Raw genomic sequence first — 21,810 nt, forward strand, 5'->3', positions numbered from 1 at the left:
TTCCTCTCCGTACGTACGTCGCCGAGGGTGAGGAACTGCTCAGGCGCGCGAACGCGCGGCGGGGACCTGCTGGGTGATGCAGTGGACACCGCCACCGCCGTGGGCGATCACGCGGGCGGTCACGCCGACGACTTTGCGCCCGGGACAGGCCTGCGCGATGACCTCCAGGGCCTGCGCGTCCTGAGGCAGCCCGGCGACGGGTACGACCACGCCGCCGTTGGCCACATAGAAGTTGAGGTATCCGACCTCGACGGGCTCTCCCTCGACCTCGACGAACGCGCTCTGCGGCAGATCGACGATCTCCAGCGTCCGCCCCGTCGCGTCGGGCGTGGCCTCAAGGACCGCCCGGTTGGCGCGCATCCGCGCGTAGTCGGGGTGCTCGGGATCATCCGGCAGCTGTACGACGACCTTGCCGGGGGCGACGAACGCGCAGACGCCGTCCACGTGACCGTCCGTCTCCGTGTCCAGAAGCCCGCCGTACGGCAGCCAGATCACCTTGGTGACACCGAGCCGGGCCTTCAGTTCCGCCTCGATCTCCGCCCTGGTCAGGCCCGGATTGCGGTTGGGGTGGAGCAGGCACTGCTCAGTGGTGATCAGCGTGCCCTCACCGTCCACGGTGATCGCCCCGCCCTCCAGGATCATCTCGGAGCGGTCGGCCGGGACACCGAGCCGTTCGAGCAGCAGAGCACTGATGCGGTCGTCGGCGTCGTACGGGTGGTGCTTGCCGCCCCAGGCGTTGAAACGGAAGTCCACGCCGGCCCGGCGGCCGTCGGGGCCGAGCACGAACAGCGGCGCGGAGTCGCGGAACCACGAGTCGTCCGTGGGCAGTTCGATCACCTCGACGTCTTCGCCGCACAGGTCACGGGCCTCGGCTGCGTGGCCGGGCGGCGCGACCATGGTCACGGACTCGAACTCGGCGATGGCGCGGGCCACTTCGGCGTACTCGCCCTTGACGGTCTCGAGGACGCCGCCCCACAGGTCGGGACGGGTCGGCCAGGCCATCAGGCAGCGCTCGTGCTCGGTCCATTCGGCGGGCATGCGGAACGTCATCGGGGTTCTCCCTCTCCGGATTCATCCGGGGTCGGTTCATGGAGTCCAGTTATGACTGAAAATTCAGTCAGGCTGATGGAGTCGAAGAGATCTCGGCGGCTTCCGTACTCGTGGAGTCTCGGTGCTCTACAGGAAGTACAGGCGGTTGAGGGGCACTTCGGACGCGGGCTCCGAGCGGACCGGCGATCCGTCGAGCGTGACGAGCCCGCTGTCGGCCTCGACCTGGACCTCGCCCAGGCGGGCGTTGTTCACCATGTCGGCCGGGCCGATCCCGCGGGTGCCGTGTACGGCCACCCGCCGGCGCCGGGTCGCCAGCGCGTCGTACGGCCGGCCGAAGGAGCCGGACTCGGCCGCTGCCCGGCTGACGAACGCCACCGACAGATCCGCCGCGGTCGCCCCTTGCGCGCCGAACAGCGGGCCGAGCACGAGCGGTTCGCAGCGGTCGTCGGCGGCATTGGGATCGCCGGTGACACCGTAGGCGGGGAAGCCTGCCTTCAGGACCATCTGCGGCTTGGCGCCGAACGAGTCGGGCCACCACAGCACGATGTCCGCCAGCTTCCCGCTCTCGATCGAGCCGACCTCATGGGACAGACCGTGGGCGATCGCCGGATTGATGGTCAGCTTGGCGATGTAGCGCAGCACCCGCGCGTTGTCGTCGTCGTGTCCGTCGCCCTCCATCGGGCCGAGCTCGGCCTTCATCTTCCCGGCCACGGCGAAGGTGCGGCGCACGGTCTCCCCGGCCCGGCCCATGCCCTGGGCGTCGGACGAGGTGATGCCGATGACCCCGAGGTCGTGCAGTACGTCCTCGGCGCCCATGGTTCCGGCCCGGATTCGGTCCCGCGCCATGGCCGTGTCGCCCGGGAGGTCGGGCTGCAGGGCGTGCGCGCTGAAGATCATCCCGTAGTGCTCGGCGACCGCGTCCCTGCCGAAGGGAAGGGTCGGATTGGTCGAGGAGCCGATGACATTGCGTACGCCCGCCATCTTCAGCACGTTGGGCACGTGCCCGCCGCCGCATCCCTCGATGTGGAAGGCGTGAATGGTGCGCCCTTCGAGGACAGCGAGCGTGTCCTCGACCGAGAGGCACTCGTTCAGGCCATCGGTGTGCAGGGCGACCTGGACGTCGTGTTCCTCGGCGACCCGCAGCGCGGTGTCGAGCGCCCTGGTGTGCGCGCCGAGGTCCTCGTGCACCTTGAAGCCGGACGCGCCGCCCTCGGCGAGGGCCTCGACCAGGGGCGCCGGGTCGGAGGACGAACCCCGGCCCAGGAAGCCGATGTTGACCGGCCAGGCGTCGAAGGCGTTGAACGCGTGCCGCAGCGCCCAGGGCGAGTTGACTCCGACGCCCCAACTGGGCCCGATCTCCTGGCCGATGATCGTGGTGACGCCGGAGGCGAGCGAGGCCTCCATGATGCGCGGCGACAGCAGGTGTACGTGCGTGTCGACGGCACCCGCCGTGGCGATCATGCCCTCTCCGGAGACGATCGTCGTCCCGGTGCCGACCACGACGTCCACGCCGGCCAGGGTGTCCGGGTTGCCCGCGCGGCCGACGGAGGCGATGCGCCCCTCCCGGATGCCGATCGACGTCTTGCGGATGCCCTGCGCCGCGTCGATCACGAGCACGTTGCTGATGACGACATCGCAGGTCTCACGGACGGCGGCGGCCTTCAGGTGCAGTCCGTCGCGGGCGGTCTTGCCGAAGCCGGCCAGGAACTCGTCCCCCGGGGCCTGCGAGTCGGACTCGACCCGTACGACGAGTCCGGTGTCGCCGAGGCGGACCCGGTCGCCGGCGCGCGGGCCGTGCACGGCGGCGTACTCCTGCGGATCGATGGTGGTGCTCACAGTGAAGCCTCCTGGTCGCAGTCCGGCCTGGCGCCGAGATGGCCGCAGGCGGCCGCGCGGCGCAGCGCGTCCCGGCGGGCGCCCGGCGCGTCGAGCGGACCGTCGACCAGGCCGGCGAACCCGATCACGACGCGGTCGCCGCCGATGGGGAGAAGCCCGACCTCGCTCTCCGTGCCCGGCGCGAACCGGGTGGACGCACCGGCCGGCATGGCCAGACGCATGCCGAAGGCGGCGGCCCGGTCGAAGTCCAGGCGGGGGTTGGCCTCGAAGAAGTGGAAGTGCGAGGTGACGCTGATCGGAACGGAGGCGGTGTTGTGGACGGTGACCGTCCGGACCGGAGCGGGCTGCCCGGCCGGTTCCTCCGCCGCGGGCAGGACCGCGCCCGGCGCCTGAGCCCCGAGGCTGCCGCCCCCGAACGGATCGCTGACCACGGCCAGCCGGGTGCCGTCGTCGAAGACCGCCTCGACGTGGATCTCGGTGACCACATCGGGCACGCCGGGCAGAACGTCATCGGGCCCCAGGGTTTTGCGTGCGGCGGCGACGGCCTCCGCGAGCCGGGCGCCGTCACGGGCCGCCTCGCACACCGTGTCGGCGATGAGGGCGGTCGCCTCGGGCACGTTGAGGCGGAGACCGCGGGCGTGGCGGGCGCGGGCCAGTTCGGCGGCCCCGAACAGCAGCAGTCGGTCGCGTTCCGTCGGGGTCAGCCGCATACCGGCGGCTCCGCGGATCTGCCCAGGACGGGCTCGTGGGTGGTGGAGGCGTCGAGGTGCATGGTGGTGAGTCGCTCTCTGTGGCGGTTCGTCTGGTGCTGACCTGAAGATGTCACTGACTGAAAATTCAGTCAAGGTATTCGACGGGACTTCTCCGAGCGTCCGCCGGGCGGGGCCGCCAGGAGGTCTCCGGCGGCCGTCCGTCAGGTGGTCTTGCGGTAGTGGCGGACGGAGACCGTTACGGACTCGTTTGCCGTGGGGGCGTCGATGAGATGCACGATCGCGATGTCCTTGCCGTTCGCGCTGCGGATGCAGAACGGACGCCATTCCTCCAGGTCGTCGAACTTCAGCGTGGTCACCGGCTCGCTGTCGATCCCTTCCTCGCAGCCACCGGGGGGCAACGTGTCGTCGTATGCGATGTACGCATCGCTGTCGTCGGGGAAGTCGAATTCGTCGGCGGTACGTGCCAGATACCAGGCGGCGGTGGACTCGGGGGCGACCGTGCCGTTGCGCAGGTCGAACTCGTAGCTCGGGTCGGGGGAGGTCAGCTCGGTGTCGGCGTACACCTGCTGGTATCCGGCACCTGGCGACGCGGTCGACTTCGAGGGCGGCGGCGAAGAGTGCGGCCGCGACGGTGGGGCCGAGCCCCGGTCGCGCCCGCTGGGGCCGTTCACCTTCGACGGGTCCCCATTGGAGTCGCTGAGGCGGTAGGCCGTCGCTCCGGCGACCAGGACGGCCACTGTCGCCGTCGGCACGATCCAGCGCCGGCGCCTCCTGCGTCCCCGTGGCGCGGGTGGTGGTGCGGGTGATGCGGTGACGGCGGTGTCCGCGCGGGCGGGTGCCCTGGGGGTAGCCGTCATCGTCGGCTGGGCGTGCGGCGGTTGGAGGGGTTCGGGCAGATCGCTGCGGCGGGCGATGTCGGCACGGACCGAGTGCGGCAGCCAGCCGTCGGTGAACCGCAGCTGGTCCCCCGTGGCCGGGTGGTGGCGCACGGCCTCGATCAGGGCGCCGGCGGTGGGCCGCTCCTCGGGGCTCTTCGCGAGGCACTGCCACAGCAGGTTCTGCAGCTCGGGCGGTACGTGCGTGAGGTCGGGCTGTTCGTGCACGACCCGGTACAGGGCCGCGGACTCGGGGCCGCTGCCGAAGGGCGGCGCGCCGCATACCGCGTACACCGCGAGGGCGCCGAGCGCGAAGACGTCCGTGGCGTCCGTGGCGGGTCTGCCCAGGGCCTGCTCGGGGGCCATGAAAGCGGGTGTGCCGATCTGCAGGCCCGCGCTGGTCAGCGCGACGGCGTCGGCGGCCCGGGCGATACCGAAGTCGATCACCCGCGGGCCGTCGGAGGCCAGCAGTACGTTGGCCGGCTTGAGGTCGCGATGAACCACGCCGGCGGCATGGATCGCCTGGAGCGCTTCGGCGATGCCGGCGATGAGCAGCAGCACCGTCGGAACGGGCAGCGGGCCGTGCCGGTGGACCACCTCGTGCAGTGAGGGCCCCGGCACATAGGCGGTGGCCAGCCACGGCGTCGCGGCGTCCGTGCCGGAGTCGATGACCGGGGCCGTGTACAGGCCGTGGACTCGCTGCGTGTTCGTCACTTCCTGGGCGAACCGGTGGCGGAAGGCGGCGTCCCCGGCGAGCTCCGGGCGCACCGCCTTGAGGGCGACCGGCCGGCCCCCGGGCGTGAAGGCCAGATAGACATGGCCCATGCCGCCCGAACCGAGCCGGGCACACAGCCGGTAGCCGCCGATCTCGTGCGGATCGTCCGCGGACAGGGCCTCGAATGAGGGTGGCGCTCCGCGCCGGTCGGAGGTCATGCGGTGGCTCTCTCGGGGGGTGGCGGACAGGGGGTTGCGTGCGGCACGCGTGGGATGGGGGAGGGGATTGGACTGCATGGTGCCCGTGACTGAAGTTTCAGTCAATATGAGGTGAGGTTCAGCCGGCGAAAGCGGTTAGGGTAGGAATCGTGGGCGACCGTAGAACAGCGATCATGGAGGCAGCCGCGCGGGTCATCGCCCGCCGCGGAGTGCGCGGGCTGCGGGTGGAGGAGCTGGCCGCCGAGGCCGGGGTGTCCACCGCGCTCATCTATTACCACTTCAAGGACCGCGCGGGGATCCTGCGCCGGACCCTGGAGTTCATCAATGACCGCGCCGAGCGCTACACCACGGAGCGCGACGCCGACGCCGAGCCCCTGACTCCACGTCAGGAGCTGGAGCGCACCCTTCTCCTGGAGCTCCAGGACGATCCGGTCGTCCGCGAGAACAGCACCGCGTGGGGCGAGCTGCGCGCCAGCGCCATCTTCGACCCCGATCTGCGGGAAGACCTGGCAAGGGCGACGCTGATCTGGGTGCAGGAAATCTCCGAACTGCTCGGCCAGGTACGGCCGATGGCCACCGTCACCGCCCTCGCGACCTCCGCGGAGCGGCTGACGCTTCTGGTGGAGGGCATCAGCATGCGCTGGCTCAGCGGCATCCTGCCGCTGGAGCACGCCCGCGAGCTGATGCTGGACGCCATCGACGCCGAACTGGGGCGGCTGGAGCGCAGGTAGGTGCTGCCCGGCCCTGCGGTGTACGTCGCGCCGGCGCCCTGACCTGCTGGTTACAGTACGGACGTGAGTACTCGACGCGCCAAACTACTGGAAGCCACCTGCCGAGTGATCGCCCTGCGGGGAGTGAGAGGGCTGCGGGTCGAGGAGGTCGCCGCCGAGGCGGGTGTGTCCAAGACCCTGATCTACTACCACTTCCGCGACCGGTCGGGCCTGGTCACGAGCGCGCTGGAGTACGTCAACGACCGTGCCGAAGGGTATGCGGGCGTTTCCGACGACGATGACGCCCCCGTCCGTGAGGTGCTGCTCCGGCTGCTGGTCGGAGAGTTCCAGGACGACCGGTCCGTGCGGGAGAACTCCGCGGTGTGGGGCGAGGTGCGAGCCGCGGCCACCTTCGACGAAGGGCTGCGGCCGGTCCTGGCGACACTGACCGAACGCTGGCTCGTCGAGCTGGCGGAGGTGATCGAGGACGGTCAGGACGAGGGTGACATCCCGGCCTCGGTGGACTCGCGCGCCGCCGCGGTCCGGCTGACCTCGCTGGTGGAAGGGCTGAGCGGGCGCTGGCTCGCCGGCCTGCTCACCACCGCCGAGGCCCGGGCCCATGTGGCCGCCGCTCTGGAGCGCGAGCTTCTTCCTGATCCGCAGGGCTGATCCGCGGAGCTGAGCTGTAGGGCCCATGGGCCGGGTGGGCCGAGCCCCACAGGCTCGCTGGACGCCCGGAGCCCGGCGCGGCTCTTTGACTGAAAATCCAGTCAGTGTCACAATGAGGGCGTGGTGACACCGAGCCGCCCGGCTCGCTCCCTGCCCGGTCGCGCCCTGCGGCCCAGGGGATACGGGTGAGTGCGGCAGCCGCGCAGGCGCCGCAGGCCGACGGCTCCCGTCACGGCGTGGGGCGAACGGTGAAGGCCGTAGAGGCGTCCGGCCCGTCCCACGCGAGGCCCGGCAGTGTCCCCGTCGCCGACGACCGCTCCCTGGCGATTCCGTGGCCTCAACAGCCGCTCAATACCCAGCACTTGATGTGGAGCCCTCCCATGAACGAACCTCCCCTGGGCAGGCGTCTGCTCGACACGCTCTTCGGGGCGAGCCCCTCGCGTCAGGCCGGCTGCGACAGCGCAGCCGATGACGGATGGCACGTGCCGGCGGACGACGTCCCGCACGTGCGGACATGGATGTCCTGGCCGGCGAGCAGATCCATCTGGGGCCGCCGGCTGTCCGGCGTCCAGCAGGACATCGCCCTCATCGCCCGCACGGTCGCCGCCTACGAGGCCGTCATCATGTGTGCCCCGGACGAGGACACCGCCGATGACGCCAGGGCTGCCTGCGGCCGGGACGTCACCGTCATCACGTCCATCCCCACGGACGACCTCTGGATGCGCGACACGTGCGCCGTCTTCCGGCGCGACGGCCGGGGAAACCGTGACGCCGTAGGCCTCAACTTCAACGGGTGGGGCCACAAGCAGACGCACCGGGATGACGCCGCCGTGGCCGAGTGGGTCGCCGAATTCAATGAACTCGAATTCGAATGGGCGGACTTCGTCGGAGAAGGCGGCTCGATCGAGACCGACGGTGACGGGACGGTGATGGCCACCGAGAGCAGCCTCGTCAACAAGAACCGCAATCGCGGAATGAGCCGGACGGAAATCGAGGAGGCCGTACTGCACGCATACGGCGCCGAAAAGATGATCTGGGTTCCCGGCGTCCGCGGCCGGGACATCACCGACAACCACATCGACGTCACGTCCCGCTTCATCCGCCCCGGCGTCGTCATGGTGCAGATGCCGCCCGGCGGCAGGGGAGACGTCTGGGCCCGCGACGCGCGTGAGCAGTTCGCGATCCTGTCCGGCGAGACCGACGCCAGGGGGAGAAGACTCCAGGTCATCCAGGTCGATGGCCCCGACACCGTCCGCTCACGCAGCTCGCAGTTCGTCGACTCGTACCTCAATTTCCATGTCGTCAACGGCGCCGTCATCACGGCACAGTTCGGGGACCGGACGAAGGACCATGCCGCCCGCCAGGCCCTCTCCGACGCGTTCCCCGGGCGCGAGGTGATCCAGCTCGATGTCGACCGCCTCATGGGCGGAGGCGGCGGCATTCACTGCTCCACCATGCACGAACCCGTGCCGTAGACCCCCACACGCACGCAGATGACCGAAAACGCATCCAGCCACCTGAGAAACACAGAACGCGCCCCGATAACCGAACAGGCAAAAGCCGTCGGATATTTCTGTCCCAGGGCTCCACGATTCAGGATCCAGGAATCCTGAAAGTAGCCCGTCAGCTGAATTCCGGAGTTCTCAGTGCCCCGTCCCCCCATGTCCCGTCGCAGTGCGCTGCGTTCCTTCGCCGGCATCGGCGCGCTGGCCCTCGGAGCCGCGGCCTGCGGCCCCGGAGACGAACCGACCTCCTCCGCGTCCTCGTCCACCGCGAGCGGGGTGAAGGCGTCGGGCCGCAGGTTCGGAGCGGAGTGGGACAGCCACACTCGTACGTTCATGTCCTGGCCCGCGCTGGAATCGGTGTGGTTCGAGGATCTGCCCGCCGTGCGCGGCGACATCGCTCGTGTGGCGCGGGCCGTGGCGGAGTACGAGGCAGTGGTGCTCATGGCCCGGCCGGAACAGGTCGACGCCGCCCAGCGTGCTTGCGGCTCCCAGGTCGAGGTCATCCCACTCGAAGTGGACGACCTGTGGGCGCGCGACATCGTCCCCGTGTTCGTGGAGGAGTCGGACGGCCGCCTGCTGGGCGTCGATTTCAACTTCAACGGCTGGGGCGACAAGCAGGAGCACCGCAATGACGCCCGGGTCGGCCGACTCCTGCTGGCCAAGTACGACATCGCCCGCTCGAAGGCCCCGCTCGTCGCCGAGGGCGGCTCCTTCGAGACCGACGGCGAGGGCACGCTCCTGCTCACCGAGAGTTCGGTGGTCAACAAGAACCGCAACCCCGGCAAGAGCCGCGACCAGATCGAGGCCGAGCTCAAGAGCACGCTGGGCGTCGAGAAGGTGCTCTGGCTGGCCGGAGTGCGGGGCCAGGACATCACGGACGCCCACGTCGACAGCCTCGTCAGGTTCACCGCGCCGGGCGTCGTCCTCGTGGACCAGGCGTATCCCGGCAGCCCGCCGGACGTGTGGTCGCGCTCGGCGGACCAGGCCAGGTCGGTCCTCAAGGAAGCCACGGATGCCCGCGGCAAGCGCCTGGAAGTCGTCGGCCTGCCTCAGCCGGACCTCGACAAGATCACCGGTCGCGGCGACGACTTCGTATCGACGTATGCGAACTTCTACGTCGCCAACGGCGCCGTGTTCATGCCGCGCTTCGGCGACGCCCGGGCCGACGACCGCGCGAAGGGGATCCTCCAGGACCACTTCCCGACGCGCGACATCGTGCCCGTGGAGATCGACACCATCGCGGGTGGCGGCGGCGGAATCCACTGCTCGACCCACGACCAGCCGGGCAAGCCGGCCGCGTAACCCCAGGCCACGCACGGGGCCGCCAGGTCAGGGACGAGCCGTCGCATGCCGAGCGGCAGAAATCGGCTCGTTTCCTGGCCGGCGGCTCTGGCGGCTCTGGTGGCTCTGGTAGCTCGGGCAGGTCTGGCAGCTCTCGCGCGCCTCCGTCGTCGCGGTCCGTGGTGGCCGTCGTCCTGGCGGGAGCAGGGCCGAGGCGCCCGTCGGGGGTCCGGCTGTCCTCCTGAACATGGCGCATCGACGGTGCGGCTTCCGTTGTACCGCGAACGTATTGCCGGTGAACCCTTGACGTCTCGCGACCCTCCGCTATTAGATCTCCTTTATTGGGCATGCGACCAATAGGGTCGCGGTCATGCCGTGACGCTTCATGGGAGGACGCGATGGCGACCAGAGACCTGACAGCCACCGTCGGCAGTGACGCGGCCAAGGCCGTGGAACAGGCCGGACAGCTGGAAGCGCACGGGATCGACTACATCCCCGAGGAGGAGCGGCACGGACGGCCGCGGGAGCTGTTCGCCGTTTGGGCGGCGCCCAATGTGAGCTACCTGAGCCTCGTCGTGGGTGCGGCGCTGGTCCTGATGGGCCTCACCCTCGGGCAGGCGCTTGCGGTGATCGTCGCCGGCAACCTGCTGTGGGCGCTCACGGGAGTCCTGGCCGTCAGCGGACCGGCCGCGGGCACCACGGGCTCGGTCATCTCCCGTGCCATGTACGGAATCCTCGGGAACAAGGCCGTCATCGTGCTCACCGGCTGGCTGATCTCCGCCGCCTATCTGGCGTTGAACTGGTCCGCCGCCTCGGTCGCCGCGTTCGGGCTCGCCCGACGGCTCGGCGCACCCGACAGCCCCGTGCTCGACGCCGTCGTCATCTGCGGGATCGCCGCGGTCACCCTCGTGGTCAGCGTGTACGGCCACGCCACGATCGTGCGGCTGTACTCCGTGCTGAGCGTCGCCCTCACCGTCGTGTTCGTCGTGGTGAGCGGCTACGTGCTGGCGCACACCGACTGGTCCTACCGGCCCGCCGAGTCACTGCACGGCGCCCAGCTCTGGGTGACGCTGGCCGGCGGCTTCGCGATCATCGCGTCCACCCCGCTCTCGTACAGCAACAGCCCCGACCTGGCGCGATACCTGCCGCGCGACAGCAAGCCGATGGCGGTGGCCGGGTGGACCGCGCTCGGGGCCTTTCTGCCGAGCGTGCTCTTCACCGGCGTCGGCGCCCTGGCCGCCACCACGCTCGACATGAGCGACCCGGAGGCGGCGCTCGAGGGGATCCTCCCGGGCTGGTTCATCCCGGTGTTCGTCATCGCCGTCGTCCTCAACACTGTCGCCAACAACGGCCTCACCGCGTACAGCGCGGGTCTGACGTTCCAGTCCATCGGCGTGCGGCTCGGCCGGATCTGGGCCGTCCTGATCATCGGCATCCTGGCCACGGCGATGACGCTGTACGCCCTCCTCGTCTTCGACTTCCTGACCAGCGTGAACACCATGCTCGAACTCGTCGTGGTGGTCACGGGACCGGCCGTCGGCGTGTACGTCGCCGACATCTGGATCTGCCGCAACCGCTACGACGGCCCCCAGCTCCTCGACGAGCGGCGCGGCAGCCCGTTCTGGTACGACGCGGGCGTGCACCGGGCGGGAGTGGCGGGTTTCCTCGCCGGTGCTCTCGCCGGAGTCCTGTGCGTGAGTACGAGCTTCTGGACCGGCCCCGTCTCGTCCTCGCTCGGCGGCGCGAACCTGTCCCTCGTCGCGGGACTCGTGGTCTCTGCAGTCGTGTACGGGGGGTTGGGACGCACCCGGCGCCGCGCGGTGACCCGTGAACCGGGCGCGTGACCGACGCGCCGCAGCCACCTCCCCACGCAATGCCCCGACATCCCCACACCGCCAAATCCCCACACCCTCCGAGGAGAAGGCAGTCATGATCGCCCGTCCCGCCGAACGCCTCCACGTCGCGGTCACCTCGTCCGACCCCTTCGCGCGCGGAGCCGCCCGCGGTGAGCGGCTGCGCGACACCCTCCCCGGAGGGATCGCCGGGTACGACCGCTTCTTTCGTCTCGGCGGCATCGGCCCGCAGCAGGTCCGCGACGACGCCGAGCGTGCTCTCGCCGCCATCGACGCGTTCCGCCCCCATGCGCGGGCCGAGATCGAAGGAATCGCACATGGCGCCGGCGTCGACGTCTGGCGCATTGCCGCGCTCAACGCCCGCACCGAGATACTCGCCCGCAGCGCCACCGTCCCACCCGGCGAGTGCTCGACGATCGTCCGCCGCACGGGTGGCACGGGTGGCGCCGCCGGCACCGTCGACACCTTCGGAATCCAGACCTGGGACTGGCATGTCGAGCTGAACCCCTACTGGCACACCCTGGAATCCCGCGGCGGCCCCCATGACGTGGTCGGCCTCACCGAGCATGGCATCCTCGGCAAGATCGGCATCAACAGCACAGGCCTCGCACTGCACTTCAACATCCTGGGCCACCGCCGAGACGGCGTCGGCGGCGTCCCCGTGCACGTCCTTGCCGCCGTCGTCCTGGAGGAAGCCGGGAGCGTGGCGGAGGCGGTCGAGATCGTGCGCGGCGCCCCGATCGCCTCGTCGGGATCGTTCGCCCTCTTCGACACCACCGAGGCCGTACTCCTCGACCTGAGTCCCGAGGGCGTGTTCGCGGTGGAGACCGACCGGGGCACGCTCGTGCGCACCAACCACTTCCTCTCGCCGACCCCTGCGGCCGGCGAGAAGACCTGGCTCTACCAGCCGGATTCCGGCGAGCGCTACGACCTCATCCGCAAGCGCCTGAGGCCCACCGCGCTGCCGCAGTCACCGGACGAACTCGTCGCCCTTCTCGTATCGGGGGAGGGCGAAGCGGCCCTCACCTGCCTGCCCGACATGAGCCTTCCTGAGGGACAGCGGTGGGCCAGCCTGGCGACGGTCGTCCTCGAACCGGCCACGAGCACGGCGCGCATCCTGGACGGCACACCGGCAGACGCCGGTTCACGGCCCTGGCGCCACCTCGCGGCACAGCGTGGCTCGGATGCCGGATCCGGTACGCGGTGAACTCTTCACAGCACCGGACCCTGCTTCTCAAGGTCTTCTGATTCCATGGAGGCCCCACGCGAGGGCCTCTGTGAGGGAAGGGACAGCAAGCATGGCGAAGGCGAACAGTGCTCTGCTCGTGATGGACGTCCAGCGGGACGTCGTCCGCATCGCCGACGACGGATCCGGTTGTCTGGCCCGCCTGAAAGGGGCGATCGCGGGCGCCCGCGCGGCGGGTGTCCCCGTGATCTACGTGGTCATGCGGCTACGGCCGGGTCAGCCTGAAGTCAGCCCGCGCAACAGGACGCTCGCCACCGTTCTGCAGGCGGGGCTGTTCACCGAAGGGGCTCCCGGCACCGAGATCCACGACGATGTGGCGCCCCGGCCGGGCGACATCGTGGTCACCAAGAGACGGGCGAGCGCGTTCTCGGGCAGCGACCTCGACCTGGTGCTCAGGGCTCGCGACATCAACAGCCTTGTGCTGGCGGGCATCGCGACCAGCGGTGTGGTGCTGCACACCCTGTGCCAGGCCAACGACCTGGACTTCGGCCTCACCGTCCTGTCGGACGCCTGCCTCGACCTCGACCCGGAGGTGCACCGGACCCTCATCGGGAAACTGTTCCCGCAGTGGGCGGAGGTCGTCACCGTCGAGGACTGGGTCGGTTCCCTCGCTCGGTGACGGGCGCCCATCACCTTCCTCATCGGCCACGAGCACCCGAATGTATGGTGATCACCCCACTCGGTTCGGGTGTGGGGTGACGACTCGGGGGAGTACGACCATGGCCAAGCCGGTACGCGCGTCGCTGGGGGAGATGTGGATCACCTGCCAGGTCTGCCGCAGCGAACTTTTCCGTGAGCGCGGCATCAAGCTCAACAGCACCGGCATGGAGTTCATGAAGCTGGCGTGGGCGGACGAGACGGCGACGGGTCTGATCTGCTGGAAGTGCGGATACGTGCACCTCTTCGTGAACCGTGAGATCCGGCTTCACCGGGCCGAGGACTGACCTGGCGCGGGAAGTCGTAGGCCTCCCCGGTATCGACACGCAGGGTTCCGTATGAGATCCGGGCCGGAAGCGGGAACAGACGGCGGGGGCCGACCGTTCTTGCTGACAATGCCGTGTGCACTGGCGATGAGGGGGAGGGGGCGTTCATGACCCAAGTGTCCCGCCTGTGCGCCCTGGTCCTCGCCCCGTACCGCCAGGTGCACCTGTACACCCGGGCCCATATCGACCTCCAGCGCGTGGCCGGCGCGCTCTGTTGTTCCTGACCGGATTCTTCGCCGTCGCACCCTCCGCCTGAGGGTCGCTCATCTCGTACGGTCGATCAGGAAGGCACCCTTTCGTGTCCTCGTCTTCTTTGCTGCCCTCTTCAAACTCCGCACTGCACCTCGCCGTTGCCCTCGACGGCGCAGGCTGGCACCCGGCCGCCTGGCGCGAGCAGGTGTCCCGGCCCCGGGAGCTGTTCACCGCCCGCTACTGGACCGACCTCGTCCAGGAGGCCGAGCGCGGGCTGCTCGACTTCGTGACGATCGAGGACGGACTCGGGCCGCAGTCCGCGCACTTCACGGAACCCGACGCCCGCACCGACCAGGTCCGCGGGCGCCTCGACGCCGTGCTCATCGCCGCCCGCGTCGCCCCGCTGACCCGGCACATAGGCCTCGTGCCGACCGTGGTCGCCACACACACGGAGCCGTTCCACATATCCAAGGCGATCGCCACGCTCGACTATGTGAGCTCCGGCCGCGCCGGTCTACGCGTACAGGTGTCGGCACGCCGGAACGAGGCCGCGCACTTCGGACGCCGTACGTTCCCCGCACTGCGCATCGAGGACCTGGACAGCCCGGAGGCGAAAGAGCTGACGGGCGACCTGTTCGACGAGGCCTCCGACTACGTCGAAGCAGTGCGCCGGCTGTGGGACAGCTGGGAGGACGACGCCGAGATCAGGGACGTCGCCACCGGCCGCTTCATCGACCGCGACAAGCTGCACTACATCAACTTCGAGGGCAGGCGCTTCAGCGTCAAGGGCCCCTCGATCACGCCACGTCCGCCCCAGGGACAGCCGGTCGTCAGCGCCCTGGCCCACCGGAGCGTGCCGTTCCAACTCGTCGCACGCTCCACCGACATCGGATACGTGACCCCGCACGACGCGGACCAGGCGCGTGCCATCGTCGACGAGATCCGTACGGCACAGGCCGCGGCCGGACGCTCGGACGAGCCCGTCCATGTCTTCGGAGACCTCGTGGTCTTCCTGGACGACGACCCGGCCGCGGCGGCGACACGGCGCGAACGCCTCGACGGCCTGGCGGGCTACACGTACGCCGGCGACGCACGGATCTTCACGGGCACCCCCGTGCAACTCGCCGATCTGCTCCAGGAGTTGCAGCAGTCTGGCCTCACCGGCTTCCGGCTTCGTCCCGCCGTCGTCGGCCACGATCTACCCGCGATCACCCAGGGACTCGTCCCCGAGCTGCAGCGGCGCGGAGCGTTCCGGAGCGCGTACGAGGCCGACACCCTGCGCGGACTCCTCGGGCTCGCGCGCCCCGCCAACCGCTACGCCACCGCCACCGCCTGAGCCGGAGGGAACACAGACCATGCCCCGCAAGCAGATCCACCTCGCGGCCCACTTCCCGGGCGTCAACAACACCACCGTATGGAGCGACCCCAAGGCCGGCAGCCACGTCGAGTTCAGCTCCTTCGCCCACTTCGCGCAGACGGCCGAGCGGGCCAAGTTCGACTTTCTGTTCCTGGCCGAAGGGCTGCGCCTGCGTGAACAGGCCGGGGAAATCTACGACTTGGACGTCGTGGGGCGGCCCGACACCTTCACGATCCTCACCGCGCTCGCCGCGGTCACCGAGCGCCTCGGCCTGACCGGCACCATCAACTCCACCTTCAACGAGCCCTACGAGGTCGCCCGCCAGTTCGCCAGCCTCGACCACCTCTCGGACGGGCGTGCCGCGTGGAACGTCGTCACCTCCTGGGACGCGTTCACCGGCGAGAACTTCCGGCGCGGCGGGTTCCTGCCGCAGGACGAGCGGTACTCGCGGGCCAAGGAGTTCCTGACCACCGCGAGCGAGCTGTTCGACTCGTGGCACGGCGACGAGATCGTCGCCGACCAGGCGAGCGGCACCTTCCTGCGCGACGCCCAGGCCGGAGCCTTCGTCCACCAGGGACAGCACTTCGACATCAGCGGGCAGTTCAACGTCCCCCGCAGCCCCCAGGGCCGCCCGGTGATCTTCCAGGCAGGCGACTCCGACGAGGGGCGGGAGTTCGCCGCGTCGAGCGCCGACGCGATCTTCAGCCGGTACAGCACCCTCAAGGAGGGTCGGGCGTTCTACACGGACGTCAAGGGCAGACTGGCCCGCCACGGCCGTACGTCCGACCAGCTCCTGATCCTGCCCGCCGCGACGTTCGTACTCGGCGAGAGTGACGCCGAGGCGGCGGAACTGGCCCGAGAGGTACGCCGACAGCAGGTCAGCGGCGCCACCGCGATCAAGCACCTGGAGTTCGTCTGGAACCGTGACCTGTCCGGCTACGACCCGGACGGCCCGCTCCCCGAGATCGACCCCGACCTCGGCGAGCACACCATCGCGCGTGGCCGCGCCCAGGTCCGCATGTACCGCGACCCGCTGGCCACCGCCCGCGAGTGGCGGGAGCGCGCCGCCGCCAACAAGTGGTCGATCCGGGATCTCGTCATCGAGACCGGCAACCGCCAGTCGTTCGTGGGCTCCCCGGCCACGGTCGCCGAGACGATCAACGACTTCGTCCAGGCGGACGCGGCCGACGGCTTCATCCTCGTCCCGCACATCACCCCCGGCGGCCTCGACGTCTTCGCCGACACCGTCGTCCCGCTGCTCCAGGAGCGCGGGGTGTACCGCACGGAGTACGAGGGCACCACCCTGCGCGACCACTTGGGCTTGAGCGAACCGACCGCCGTGGAAGCCGGGACCCGGCGAGCGGCGTCGTAACGACCTGTCCGCCACGCGCTGTCCGCCACGCGCTGTGCGCCCTGGTCGGACCCGGCGGTGAGCTTCCCGCCGCCGGGTCCGGCGCCGCCCGATACTGTGCACCGCGTGATCAACTCATCTGCGAGTTCTGACGATTCCGTGGTCGCGACAGCCGCGGCGAGTGCCGGTGCCGACGTGGTGCGCAGCCTGTACGGGCGACGCCTCACCCGCATCGACAAGGGCGCGGGGGACTTTGCCACCGCCGCCGACGTGGAGGCCGAGAAGGCCATTGTCGACGTCATCCGAGCCGCCCGCCCCGACGACGCGGTGGTCGGTGAGGAAGGGGGGCAGCAAGGCACGGCCGATGCCGTGCGCCAATGGCTGGTGGATCCGTTGTGCGGCACGCTGAACTACGCCGTCGGCAGCATGCTCGTTGCCGTCAACGTGGCGCTGCGCGATGGAGCGGCGGCGGTGGCCGACCCGTTCAGCGGCGAGGTGTTCTTCACGGACGGGACGAGCGCGTGGGTGCGGCGCGACGGGGTGGACGAGCCGCTGGCCCCGACCTCCGCCACCTCGCTCGTGGATGTCAACCTGGACCCGCCGTTCATCGGCCGGCCCGGCTTCCGGGCCGTTGATCTGCTGGCCCATCCCGCGTTCGTCGAGCGGTTCCGGCCGCGGGTCGTGTCGACGACGCTGGCGCTGGCCTGGGTCGCGGCCGGCAAGCGCGCCGCGTACGTCACTGACGGCGGTGACCTCACCGGGAGTGTGCATTTCGCCGCGGGTATCGCACTGTGCCGGGCCGCCGGCTGCGTGGTCACCGGGATCGACGGTGCCCCAACTGGGCCTGCCGGGCGTGGACTTGTGGTGGCCGCCGACACCGAGACGCACGGGCAGCTGATGTCGATGATCCGCGGCTGAAGGTGCCGCGGCGACCGTCGCCCGCCTGTGCAGGGGCGGTTGTGTGTACGGCCGCAAGCCCGCCGCCCCGGTGACTGTGATCACCGGGGCGGCGGGCTTGCGGTGGGGAGGTGGCCCCGGATCGGGCGGGACCGTGGGCTCAGCCGCGTACGGGCTCCAGCTCCCGCTCGTCCTCGGCCGCCGGTGACGACGACGGGGCGAGGGTCTTGTGCAGCTCCTCGCCCTCGACATCCACGTTGGGCAGGATCTTGTCGAGCCAGCGGGGCAGCCACCAGGCAGACTTGCCGAGCAGGGCGAGGACCGCCGGGACGATCGCCATGCGGACGACGAAGGCGTCGAAGAACACCGCGATGGCGAGCCCGAAGCCCATCATCTTGATCATGTCGTTGTTCTCCATGATGAACCCGGAGAAGACGCTGATCATGATGATCGCCGCCGCGCCGACGACCCGGCCGCCGTGCTTGAAGCCGGTCACGACCGCCTCGGCGGGGCGCGCCCCATGGACGTACGCCTCGCGCATCCGCGTCACGAGGAACACCTCGTAGTCCATCGCCAGGCCGAACACCACGCCGATCATGAAGATCGGCATCATGGACATGATGGGGCCCGGCTGGTCGACGCCGACGATGTCCGCGAGCCAGCCCCACTGGAACACGGCGACGACGGCGCCGAGCGCCGCGGCGACCGACAGCAGGAAGCCGAGGGCCGCCTTCAGCGGGACGAGAACCGAGCGGAAGACCAGCATCAGGAGCAGGAAGGCGAGCCCGACGACGAGACCGAGGTAGGGCAGGAGCGCGTCGTTGAGGGTCTGGGAGAAGTCGATGGTCATCGCCGTCTGCCCGGTGACCAGGACGTCGGAGTCGGTGTCCGCCTCCAGGCCGCTCGCGGTGGACCTGATCGTCTTGACGAGTTCCTCGGTCTTGTGGTCGCTCGGTCCGGTGGTCGGGACGACCGTGATGATCGCCGTGTCACCGGCCGGGTTCACCGAGGCGGGGGTGACCGCCGCGACGCCGTCGACCTTGGCGAGGGACGTGCCCACCGTCTTGGCGGCGGCGGCAGCGTCCTTGGCTCCGCCCGTGTCGACGGTGACCATCAGCGGGCCGTTGAAGCCCGCCCCGAACGACTCGGACAGCATGTCGTACGCCTTGCGCTGCGTGGTGTCCGGCGCCGATGTCCCCTCGTCGGGCAGCCCGAGCTCCAGGCTCGTCGCCGGGATGGCGACCGCGCCCAGGCCGAGTACACCGATCAGCAGCACGGTGACGGGGCGGCGCAGCACGAGGCGCGCCCAGCGGGTGCCGAGGTTGGGCCTGGCGTCCTTGGCATCCCTGGCACTGTGCGCGGCGGCCGGCTTCGCGAGGTTCTTACGGTCCTTGCGGCGCAGGGCGCGCTTGCCCGCGAAACCGAGCAGCGCGGGGATCATGGTCAGCGCGATGAGTACGGCGATGGCCACCGTGGCCGCCGCTGCGAGGCCCATCTTGGTGAGCATGGGGATGTTGACGACCGACAGACCCGCGAGAGCCACGATGACGGTCAGTCCGGCGAAGACCACGGCGGAGCCCGCGGTGCCGGTGGCCCGGCCCGCCGCTTCCTCCGGTTCCCGGCCCTCGGCTATCTCGGCGCGGTAGCGGGAGACGATGAAGAGGGCGTAGTCGATCCCGACCGCGAGCCCGATCATCATCGCCAGTGTCGAGGTCGTGCCGGAGAGGTTGAGGACGCTGCCCAGGGCGGCGATGCCGGAGACACCGATTCCGACGCCGATGATGGCGGTCAGCAGCGGAAGGCCGGCGGCGATCAGCGAGCCGAAGGTGATGACGAGGACGACCGCGGAGACGGCGATGCCGATGAGCTCGGCGGAGCCGCCCATCTCCTGCTCGGCCTGGACCGCGTCACCGCCCGTCTCGACCGTGAAGCCCTCGGCGCGGGTCTTGTCGGTGGCGTCGGCCAGCGCGTCGTGCGTCTTGTCCGTGAGCTCCGTCGAGATCACCTTGTAGGTGACGGACGCGTACGCGGTGGTGCCGTCCTTGCTGACGGCGTTCGCCTTGTACGGGTCGGCCACGCCGGCGACCTGCGGCCCCTTGCCGAGCGCTGTGACGAGCTGGTGGACCTCGGCCTTCGCGGTGGGGTCGGTTATCTTCTCGCCCTCCGGCGCCCGGATGACGACGCGGGCGGTCGCGCCCTCCGCGCTGGCGGCGGGGAAGCGCTCGTCGAGCAGGTCGAAGGCCTTCTGGGAGTCCGTGCCCGGCATGGAGAACGAGTCGGCGGGCGGCGCGGGCGCGGCCGAGGACGCGTATCCGATGCCGCCCAGGAGCAGCACCCACAGGAGTGCCACATAGCGGCGCCGCCTGAAGGAGAGGCGCCCTAGTTTGTAAAGGAAGGTAGCCACGGCGAAAGAGACTCCCGTCGGGTGGAGGCGGAGGCAGGGGCGACCGCCCGGCGGTGCCATGGCACGTCAGGGAAGTCAGCAGGATTTCTCCCTCTATCGTCGCCGCATTCCGGAGCCCGGATGTCAGACTCCGGGCCGGACTCCGGCCCACGCCTGCGGTAGTCGGACTCGGTGGCCGGTCATCCCCCGGTATGACCGCAGGACCCCTTTTGTAGAGCCGTGGGTGCAGACGGGAGGTGGAGGCGGGGACCTGGGGACGAGTCCGCATCCGGCGCCGGACCCGGGCAGGGCTCAGGTGTTTGCGCAGGTCACGCGGCCCGTGGCGGTAGGTGGAGGGGGAGGTGAAGGATCATGTCCAGCGACGGCGTGCCGTCCGGTCCGGTGAAGGGGCCGACGAGCTGGAACCCGTTCTTCTCGTAGAAGCGCAGTGCTCGCGCGTTGTCGGCGAGGACGCCGCCCCACAGGATGACCCGCGTCCGCTCGAGCCGTCGTACGGCCTCCATGACGAACGGGATGACGAGCGAGCCCACCCCGCTGCCCTGATACGCGTCGGCCAGAGTGGGGCCGAAGCGGCAGTCGGTCCGCTCGGTGAGGGGGATTCCGGCGACCCGGTAGCGCGCGATGTCGGAGGCGGTGAGCGCGAGGCTCAGCTCGAACAGGCCGACGATCCGCTCCGAGGACTCGTCCTCGAGCACCAGCCGCAGCTTGTCGTAACGGGCGATCGCGTCACACAGTTCGCGGGCCGCCGCGAGGTCGTATCCGTCGAATGTGCTCAGCCGCCTCGACTCCGGGGACAGCCCCGCAAGGAAGTCGGCCAGGCGCTTCACGTCGGCGTGGACGAGAGGGCGCAGCACGGCTCGCGAACCGTCGCGCAGGCGCAGGCGGTGCGTCAGGACGAGCGGGTCCTCGGCGATGTCGGTGAGTGTGAGCATTGAGACATTGTGCTGCCGAGGGGGAGAGCTGCGGCCTGATGCGTGCGCAGGCGATCGGCAGCCGCGTCGGGCCGGTCGAAGCGCGAAGGTCAGGTGGTCGGCTGGAGCTTGCCGATCCGGCTGACGACCTCCGGGTCGCGGTGGTCGAGGAACAGGGACTGGCCTGTGTCCATGGCGTCGACGGACGCCATCTGGCTGTCGGTGAGTTCGAAGTCGAAGATGTCGAGGTTCTCCGCCATGCGGTCGGCGCGGACCGATTTGGGGATCACGACGACCTGCCGCTGAATGAGCCAGCGCAGCACGACCTGCGCAACGGACTTTCCGTGCGCGGTGCCGATCTCGGTGAGCATCGGGTCGGAGAAGAGGTTGTTGCGGCCCTCCGCGAAGGGCCCCCACGACTCGATCTGGACCCCGCGCTCCTGCATGACGTCCTGGTCGACGGTGCGTCGGTTGAACGGGTGGGTCTCGATCTGATTGACCGCCGGCGTGATCTCGTTGTGGTCGATGAAGTCCACGAGCCGGTCGGGGTAGAAGTTCGAGACGCCGATGGCCCGGACGACGCCCTCACGGTGCAGGCGCTCCATGGCACGCCAGGAGCCGTAGACGTCGCCGAAGGGCTGGTGGATCAGGTAGAGGTCGAGGTGGTCGAGGCCAAGCTTGCGCAGCGAGGTGTGGAAGGCGTGCCTGGCCTTCTCCTCGCCGGCGCTGGAGATCCACAGCTTGGTCGTGACGAACAGGTCCTCGCGCGGGATGCCGCTGGCCTTGATCGCACGGCCGACGGCCTCCTCGTTGCCGTAGGCGGCCGCGGTGTCGAGGGACCGGTAGCCGGCGGCGAGAGCGTCGCTGACAGCCTGCTCGGTCTGCTCGGGCGGGATCTGGTAGACGCCGAATCCGAGGATCGGCATCGCGACGCCGTTGTTGAGCAGGACGTTCTGCATGGGGGCGTTCCTTACGTGGGTGGTGTTCCTCTCTTGGCCATTCCCCGGCGCGGTGGGTGCTCGCGCAACCGGAGTGCGGCGCCCG

At 70.0% G+C, this 21,810-nt stretch carries 19 protein-coding genes; 12 read left to right on the forward strand and 7 right to left on the reverse strand.

Translation table 11 applies throughout. The features are described 5' to 3' along the window. Positions 1 to 39: 39 nt before the first annotated feature. The 4 genes from OG574_RS43115 to OG574_RS43130 form a co-directional block, all read right to left on the reverse strand. Positions 40 to 1,050, reverse strand: a complete 1,011-nt coding sequence (locus tag OG574_RS43115; RefSeq protein ID WP_326777676.1) for an agmatine deiminase family protein — start codon at positions 1,048 to 1,050, stop codon at positions 40 to 42. Between the two features lie 126 nt (positions 1,051 to 1,176). Continuing rightward, a complete protein-coding gene (locus OG574_RS43120) occupies positions 1,177 to 2,886 on the reverse strand; it encodes an urease subunit alpha (RefSeq protein WP_326777677.1) in 1,710 nt (569 codons plus the stop codon). Further along, on the reverse strand, positions 2,883 to 3,596 hold the full coding sequence (ureA, locus tag OG574_RS43125) for an urease subunit gamma (RefSeq protein WP_326777678.1): 714 nt from the start codon (positions 3,594 to 3,596) through the stop codon (positions 2,883 to 2,885). Before ureA ends, OG574_RS43120 begins: the two co-directional genes overlap by 4 nt. A gap of 203 nt (positions 3,597 to 3,799) precedes the next feature. Continuing rightward, positions 3,800 to 5,407, reverse strand: a complete 1,608-nt coding sequence (locus OG574_RS43130; protein ID WP_326777679.1) for a serine/threonine-protein kinase — start codon at positions 5,405 to 5,407, stop codon at positions 3,800 to 3,802. Between the two features lie 173 nt (positions 5,408 to 5,580). On the opposite strand from OG574_RS43130, the gene OG574_RS43135 reads away from it, so the two are divergent. The 12 genes from OG574_RS43135 to OG574_RS43190 all read left to right on the forward strand — a co-directional run bounded on the left by OG574_RS43135 (position 5,581) and on the right by OG574_RS43190 (position 17,472). Beyond that, positions 5,581 to 6,138 (forward strand): TetR/AcrR family transcriptional regulator, encoded by a 558-nt coding sequence (locus OG574_RS43135; RefSeq protein ID WP_326778795.1) that lies wholly within the window; start codon positions 5,581 to 5,583, stop codon positions 6,136 to 6,138. A 63-nt stretch (positions 6,139 to 6,201) separates the two neighbouring features. After that, positions 6,202 to 6,786, forward strand: coding sequence for a TetR/AcrR family transcriptional regulator (locus OG574_RS43140; RefSeq protein WP_326777680.1), 585 nt, complete (start codon positions 6,202 to 6,204; stop codon positions 6,784 to 6,786). Positions 6,787 to 7,166: 380 nt separating this feature from the next. Continuing rightward, complete coding sequence (locus OG574_RS43145) at positions 7,167 to 8,261, forward strand: agmatine deiminase family protein (protein WP_326777681.1); 1,095 nt, start codon at positions 7,167 to 7,169, stop codon at positions 8,259 to 8,261. Between the two features lie 186 nt (positions 8,262 to 8,447). Further along, the gene (locus OG574_RS43150; protein WP_326777682.1) at positions 8,448 to 9,593 is read left to right on the forward strand and encodes an agmatine deiminase family protein; all 1,146 of its coding nucleotides are present in this window, start codon (positions 8,448 to 8,450) and stop codon (positions 9,591 to 9,593) included. A gap of 377 nt (positions 9,594 to 9,970) precedes the next feature. Next, entirely contained in the window at positions 9,971 to 11,416 is a 1,446-nt protein-coding gene (locus tag OG574_RS43155; RefSeq protein ID WP_326777683.1) for a purine-cytosine permease family protein, read from the forward strand. Positions 11,417 to 11,501: 85 nt separating this feature from the next. Beyond that, positions 11,502 to 12,632: a C45 family peptidase gene (locus OG574_RS43160; RefSeq protein WP_326777684.1), complete on the forward strand. Its 1,131-nt coding sequence runs from the start codon at positions 11,502 to 11,504 to the stop codon at positions 12,630 to 12,632. Positions 12,633 to 12,723: 91 nt separating this feature from the next. Further along, on the forward strand, positions 12,724 to 13,290 hold the full coding sequence (locus OG574_RS43165) for a cysteine hydrolase (protein ID WP_326777685.1): 567 nt from the start codon (positions 12,724 to 12,726) through the stop codon (positions 13,288 to 13,290). A 100-nt stretch (positions 13,291 to 13,390) separates the two neighbouring features. After that, positions 13,391 to 13,615, forward strand: a complete 225-nt coding sequence (locus tag OG574_RS43170) for a hypothetical protein (RefSeq protein WP_100594425.1) — start codon at positions 13,391 to 13,393, stop codon at positions 13,613 to 13,615. Between the two features lie 146 nt (positions 13,616 to 13,761). Further along, a complete protein-coding gene (locus OG574_RS43175) occupies positions 13,762 to 13,878 on the forward strand; it encodes a putative leader peptide (protein ID WP_324903494.1) in 117 nt (38 codons plus the stop codon). A 74-nt stretch (positions 13,879 to 13,952) separates the two neighbouring features. After that, positions 13,953 to 15,182 (forward strand): LLM class flavin-dependent oxidoreductase, encoded by a 1,230-nt coding sequence (locus tag OG574_RS43180; RefSeq protein ID WP_442816889.1) that lies wholly within the window; start codon positions 13,953 to 13,955, stop codon positions 15,180 to 15,182. Positions 15,183 to 15,201: 19 nt separating this feature from the next. After that, entirely contained in the window at positions 15,202 to 16,575 is a 1,374-nt protein-coding gene (locus OG574_RS43185; RefSeq protein WP_326777686.1) for an NtaA/DmoA family FMN-dependent monooxygenase, read from the forward strand. 105 nt (positions 16,576 to 16,680) lie between these two features. Continuing rightward, complete coding sequence (locus OG574_RS43190; RefSeq protein WP_326777687.1) at positions 16,681 to 17,472, forward strand: inositol monophosphatase family protein; 792 nt, start codon at positions 16,681 to 16,683, stop codon at positions 17,470 to 17,472. A gap of 139 nt (positions 17,473 to 17,611) precedes the next feature. On the opposite strand, the gene OG574_RS43195 is transcribed toward OG574_RS43190, so the two are convergent. The 3 genes from OG574_RS43195 to OG574_RS43205 all read right to left on the reverse strand — a co-directional run bounded on the left by OG574_RS43195 (position 17,612) and on the right by OG574_RS43205 (position 21,725). Beyond that, entirely contained in the window at positions 17,612 to 19,855 is a 2,244-nt protein-coding gene (locus tag OG574_RS43195; RefSeq protein WP_326777688.1) for an MMPL family transporter, read from the reverse strand. A gap of 308 nt (positions 19,856 to 20,163) precedes the next feature. After that, on the reverse strand, positions 20,164 to 20,787 hold the full coding sequence (locus tag OG574_RS43200) for a GNAT family N-acetyltransferase (protein WP_326777689.1): 624 nt from the start codon (positions 20,785 to 20,787) through the stop codon (positions 20,164 to 20,166). 89 nt (positions 20,788 to 20,876) lie between these two features. Next, positions 20,877 to 21,725, reverse strand: coding sequence for an aldo/keto reductase (locus tag OG574_RS43205; protein ID WP_326777690.1), 849 nt, complete (start codon positions 21,723 to 21,725; stop codon positions 20,877 to 20,879). Positions 21,726 to 21,810: the final 85 nt, after the last annotated feature.

The sequence above is a fragment of the Streptomyces sp. NBC_01445 genome, assembly GCF_035918235.1.
Classification (GTDB): domain Bacteria; phylum Actinomycetota; class Actinomycetes; order Streptomycetales; family Streptomycetaceae; genus Streptomyces.

What these genes read in the sequence shown, in the direction of transcription:
- OG574_RS43130 (WP_326777679.1), bottom strand. Translation starts at nt 5,407, where the DNA reads ATGACCTCCGACCGGCGCGGAGCGCCACCCTCATTCGAGGCCCTGTCC.
- OG574_RS43135 (WP_326778795.1), top strand. Translation starts at nt 5,581, where the DNA reads ATGGAGGCAGCCGCGCGGGTCATCGCCCGCCGCGGAGTGCGCGGGCTG.
- OG574_RS43205 (WP_326777690.1), bottom strand. Translation starts at nt 21,725, where the DNA reads ATGCAGAACGTCCTGCTCAACAACGGCGTCGCGATGCCGATCCTCGGA.
- OG574_RS43160 (WP_326777684.1), top strand. Translation starts at nt 11,502, where the DNA reads ATGATCGCCCGTCCCGCCGAACGCCTCCACGTCGCGGTCACCTCGTCC.
- OG574_RS43150 (WP_326777682.1), top strand. Translation starts at nt 8,448, where the DNA reads ATGTCCCGTCGCAGTGCGCTGCGTTCCTTCGCCGGCATCGGCGCGCTG.
- ureA (WP_326777678.1), bottom strand. Translation starts at nt 3,596, where the DNA reads ATGCGGCTGACCCCGACGGAACGCGACCGACTGCTGCTGTTCGGGGCC.
- OG574_RS43145 (WP_326777681.1), top strand. Translation starts at nt 7,167, where the DNA reads ATGAACGAACCTCCCCTGGGCAGGCGTCTGCTCGACACGCTCTTCGGG.
- OG574_RS43200 (WP_326777689.1), bottom strand. Translation starts at nt 20,787, where the DNA reads ATGCTCACACTCACCGACATCGCCGAGGACCCGCTCGTCCTGACGCAC.
- OG574_RS43175 (WP_324903494.1), top strand. Translation starts at nt 13,762, where the DNA reads ATGACCCAAGTGTCCCGCCTGTGCGCCCTGGTCCTCGCCCCGTACCGC.
- OG574_RS43170 (WP_100594425.1), top strand. Translation starts at nt 13,391, where the DNA reads ATGGCCAAGCCGGTACGCGCGTCGCTGGGGGAGATGTGGATCACCTGC.
- OG574_RS43115 (WP_326777676.1), bottom strand. Translation starts at nt 1,050, where the DNA reads ATGACGTTCCGCATGCCCGCCGAATGGACCGAGCACGAGCGCTGCCTG.
- OG574_RS43185 (WP_326777686.1), top strand. Translation starts at nt 15,202, where the DNA reads ATGCCCCGCAAGCAGATCCACCTCGCGGCCCACTTCCCGGGCGTCAAC.
- OG574_RS43165 (WP_326777685.1), top strand. Translation starts at nt 12,724, where the DNA reads ATGGCGAAGGCGAACAGTGCTCTGCTCGTGATGGACGTCCAGCGGGAC.
- OG574_RS43155 (WP_326777683.1), top strand. Translation starts at nt 9,971, where the DNA reads ATGGCGACCAGAGACCTGACAGCCACCGTCGGCAGTGACGCGGCCAAG.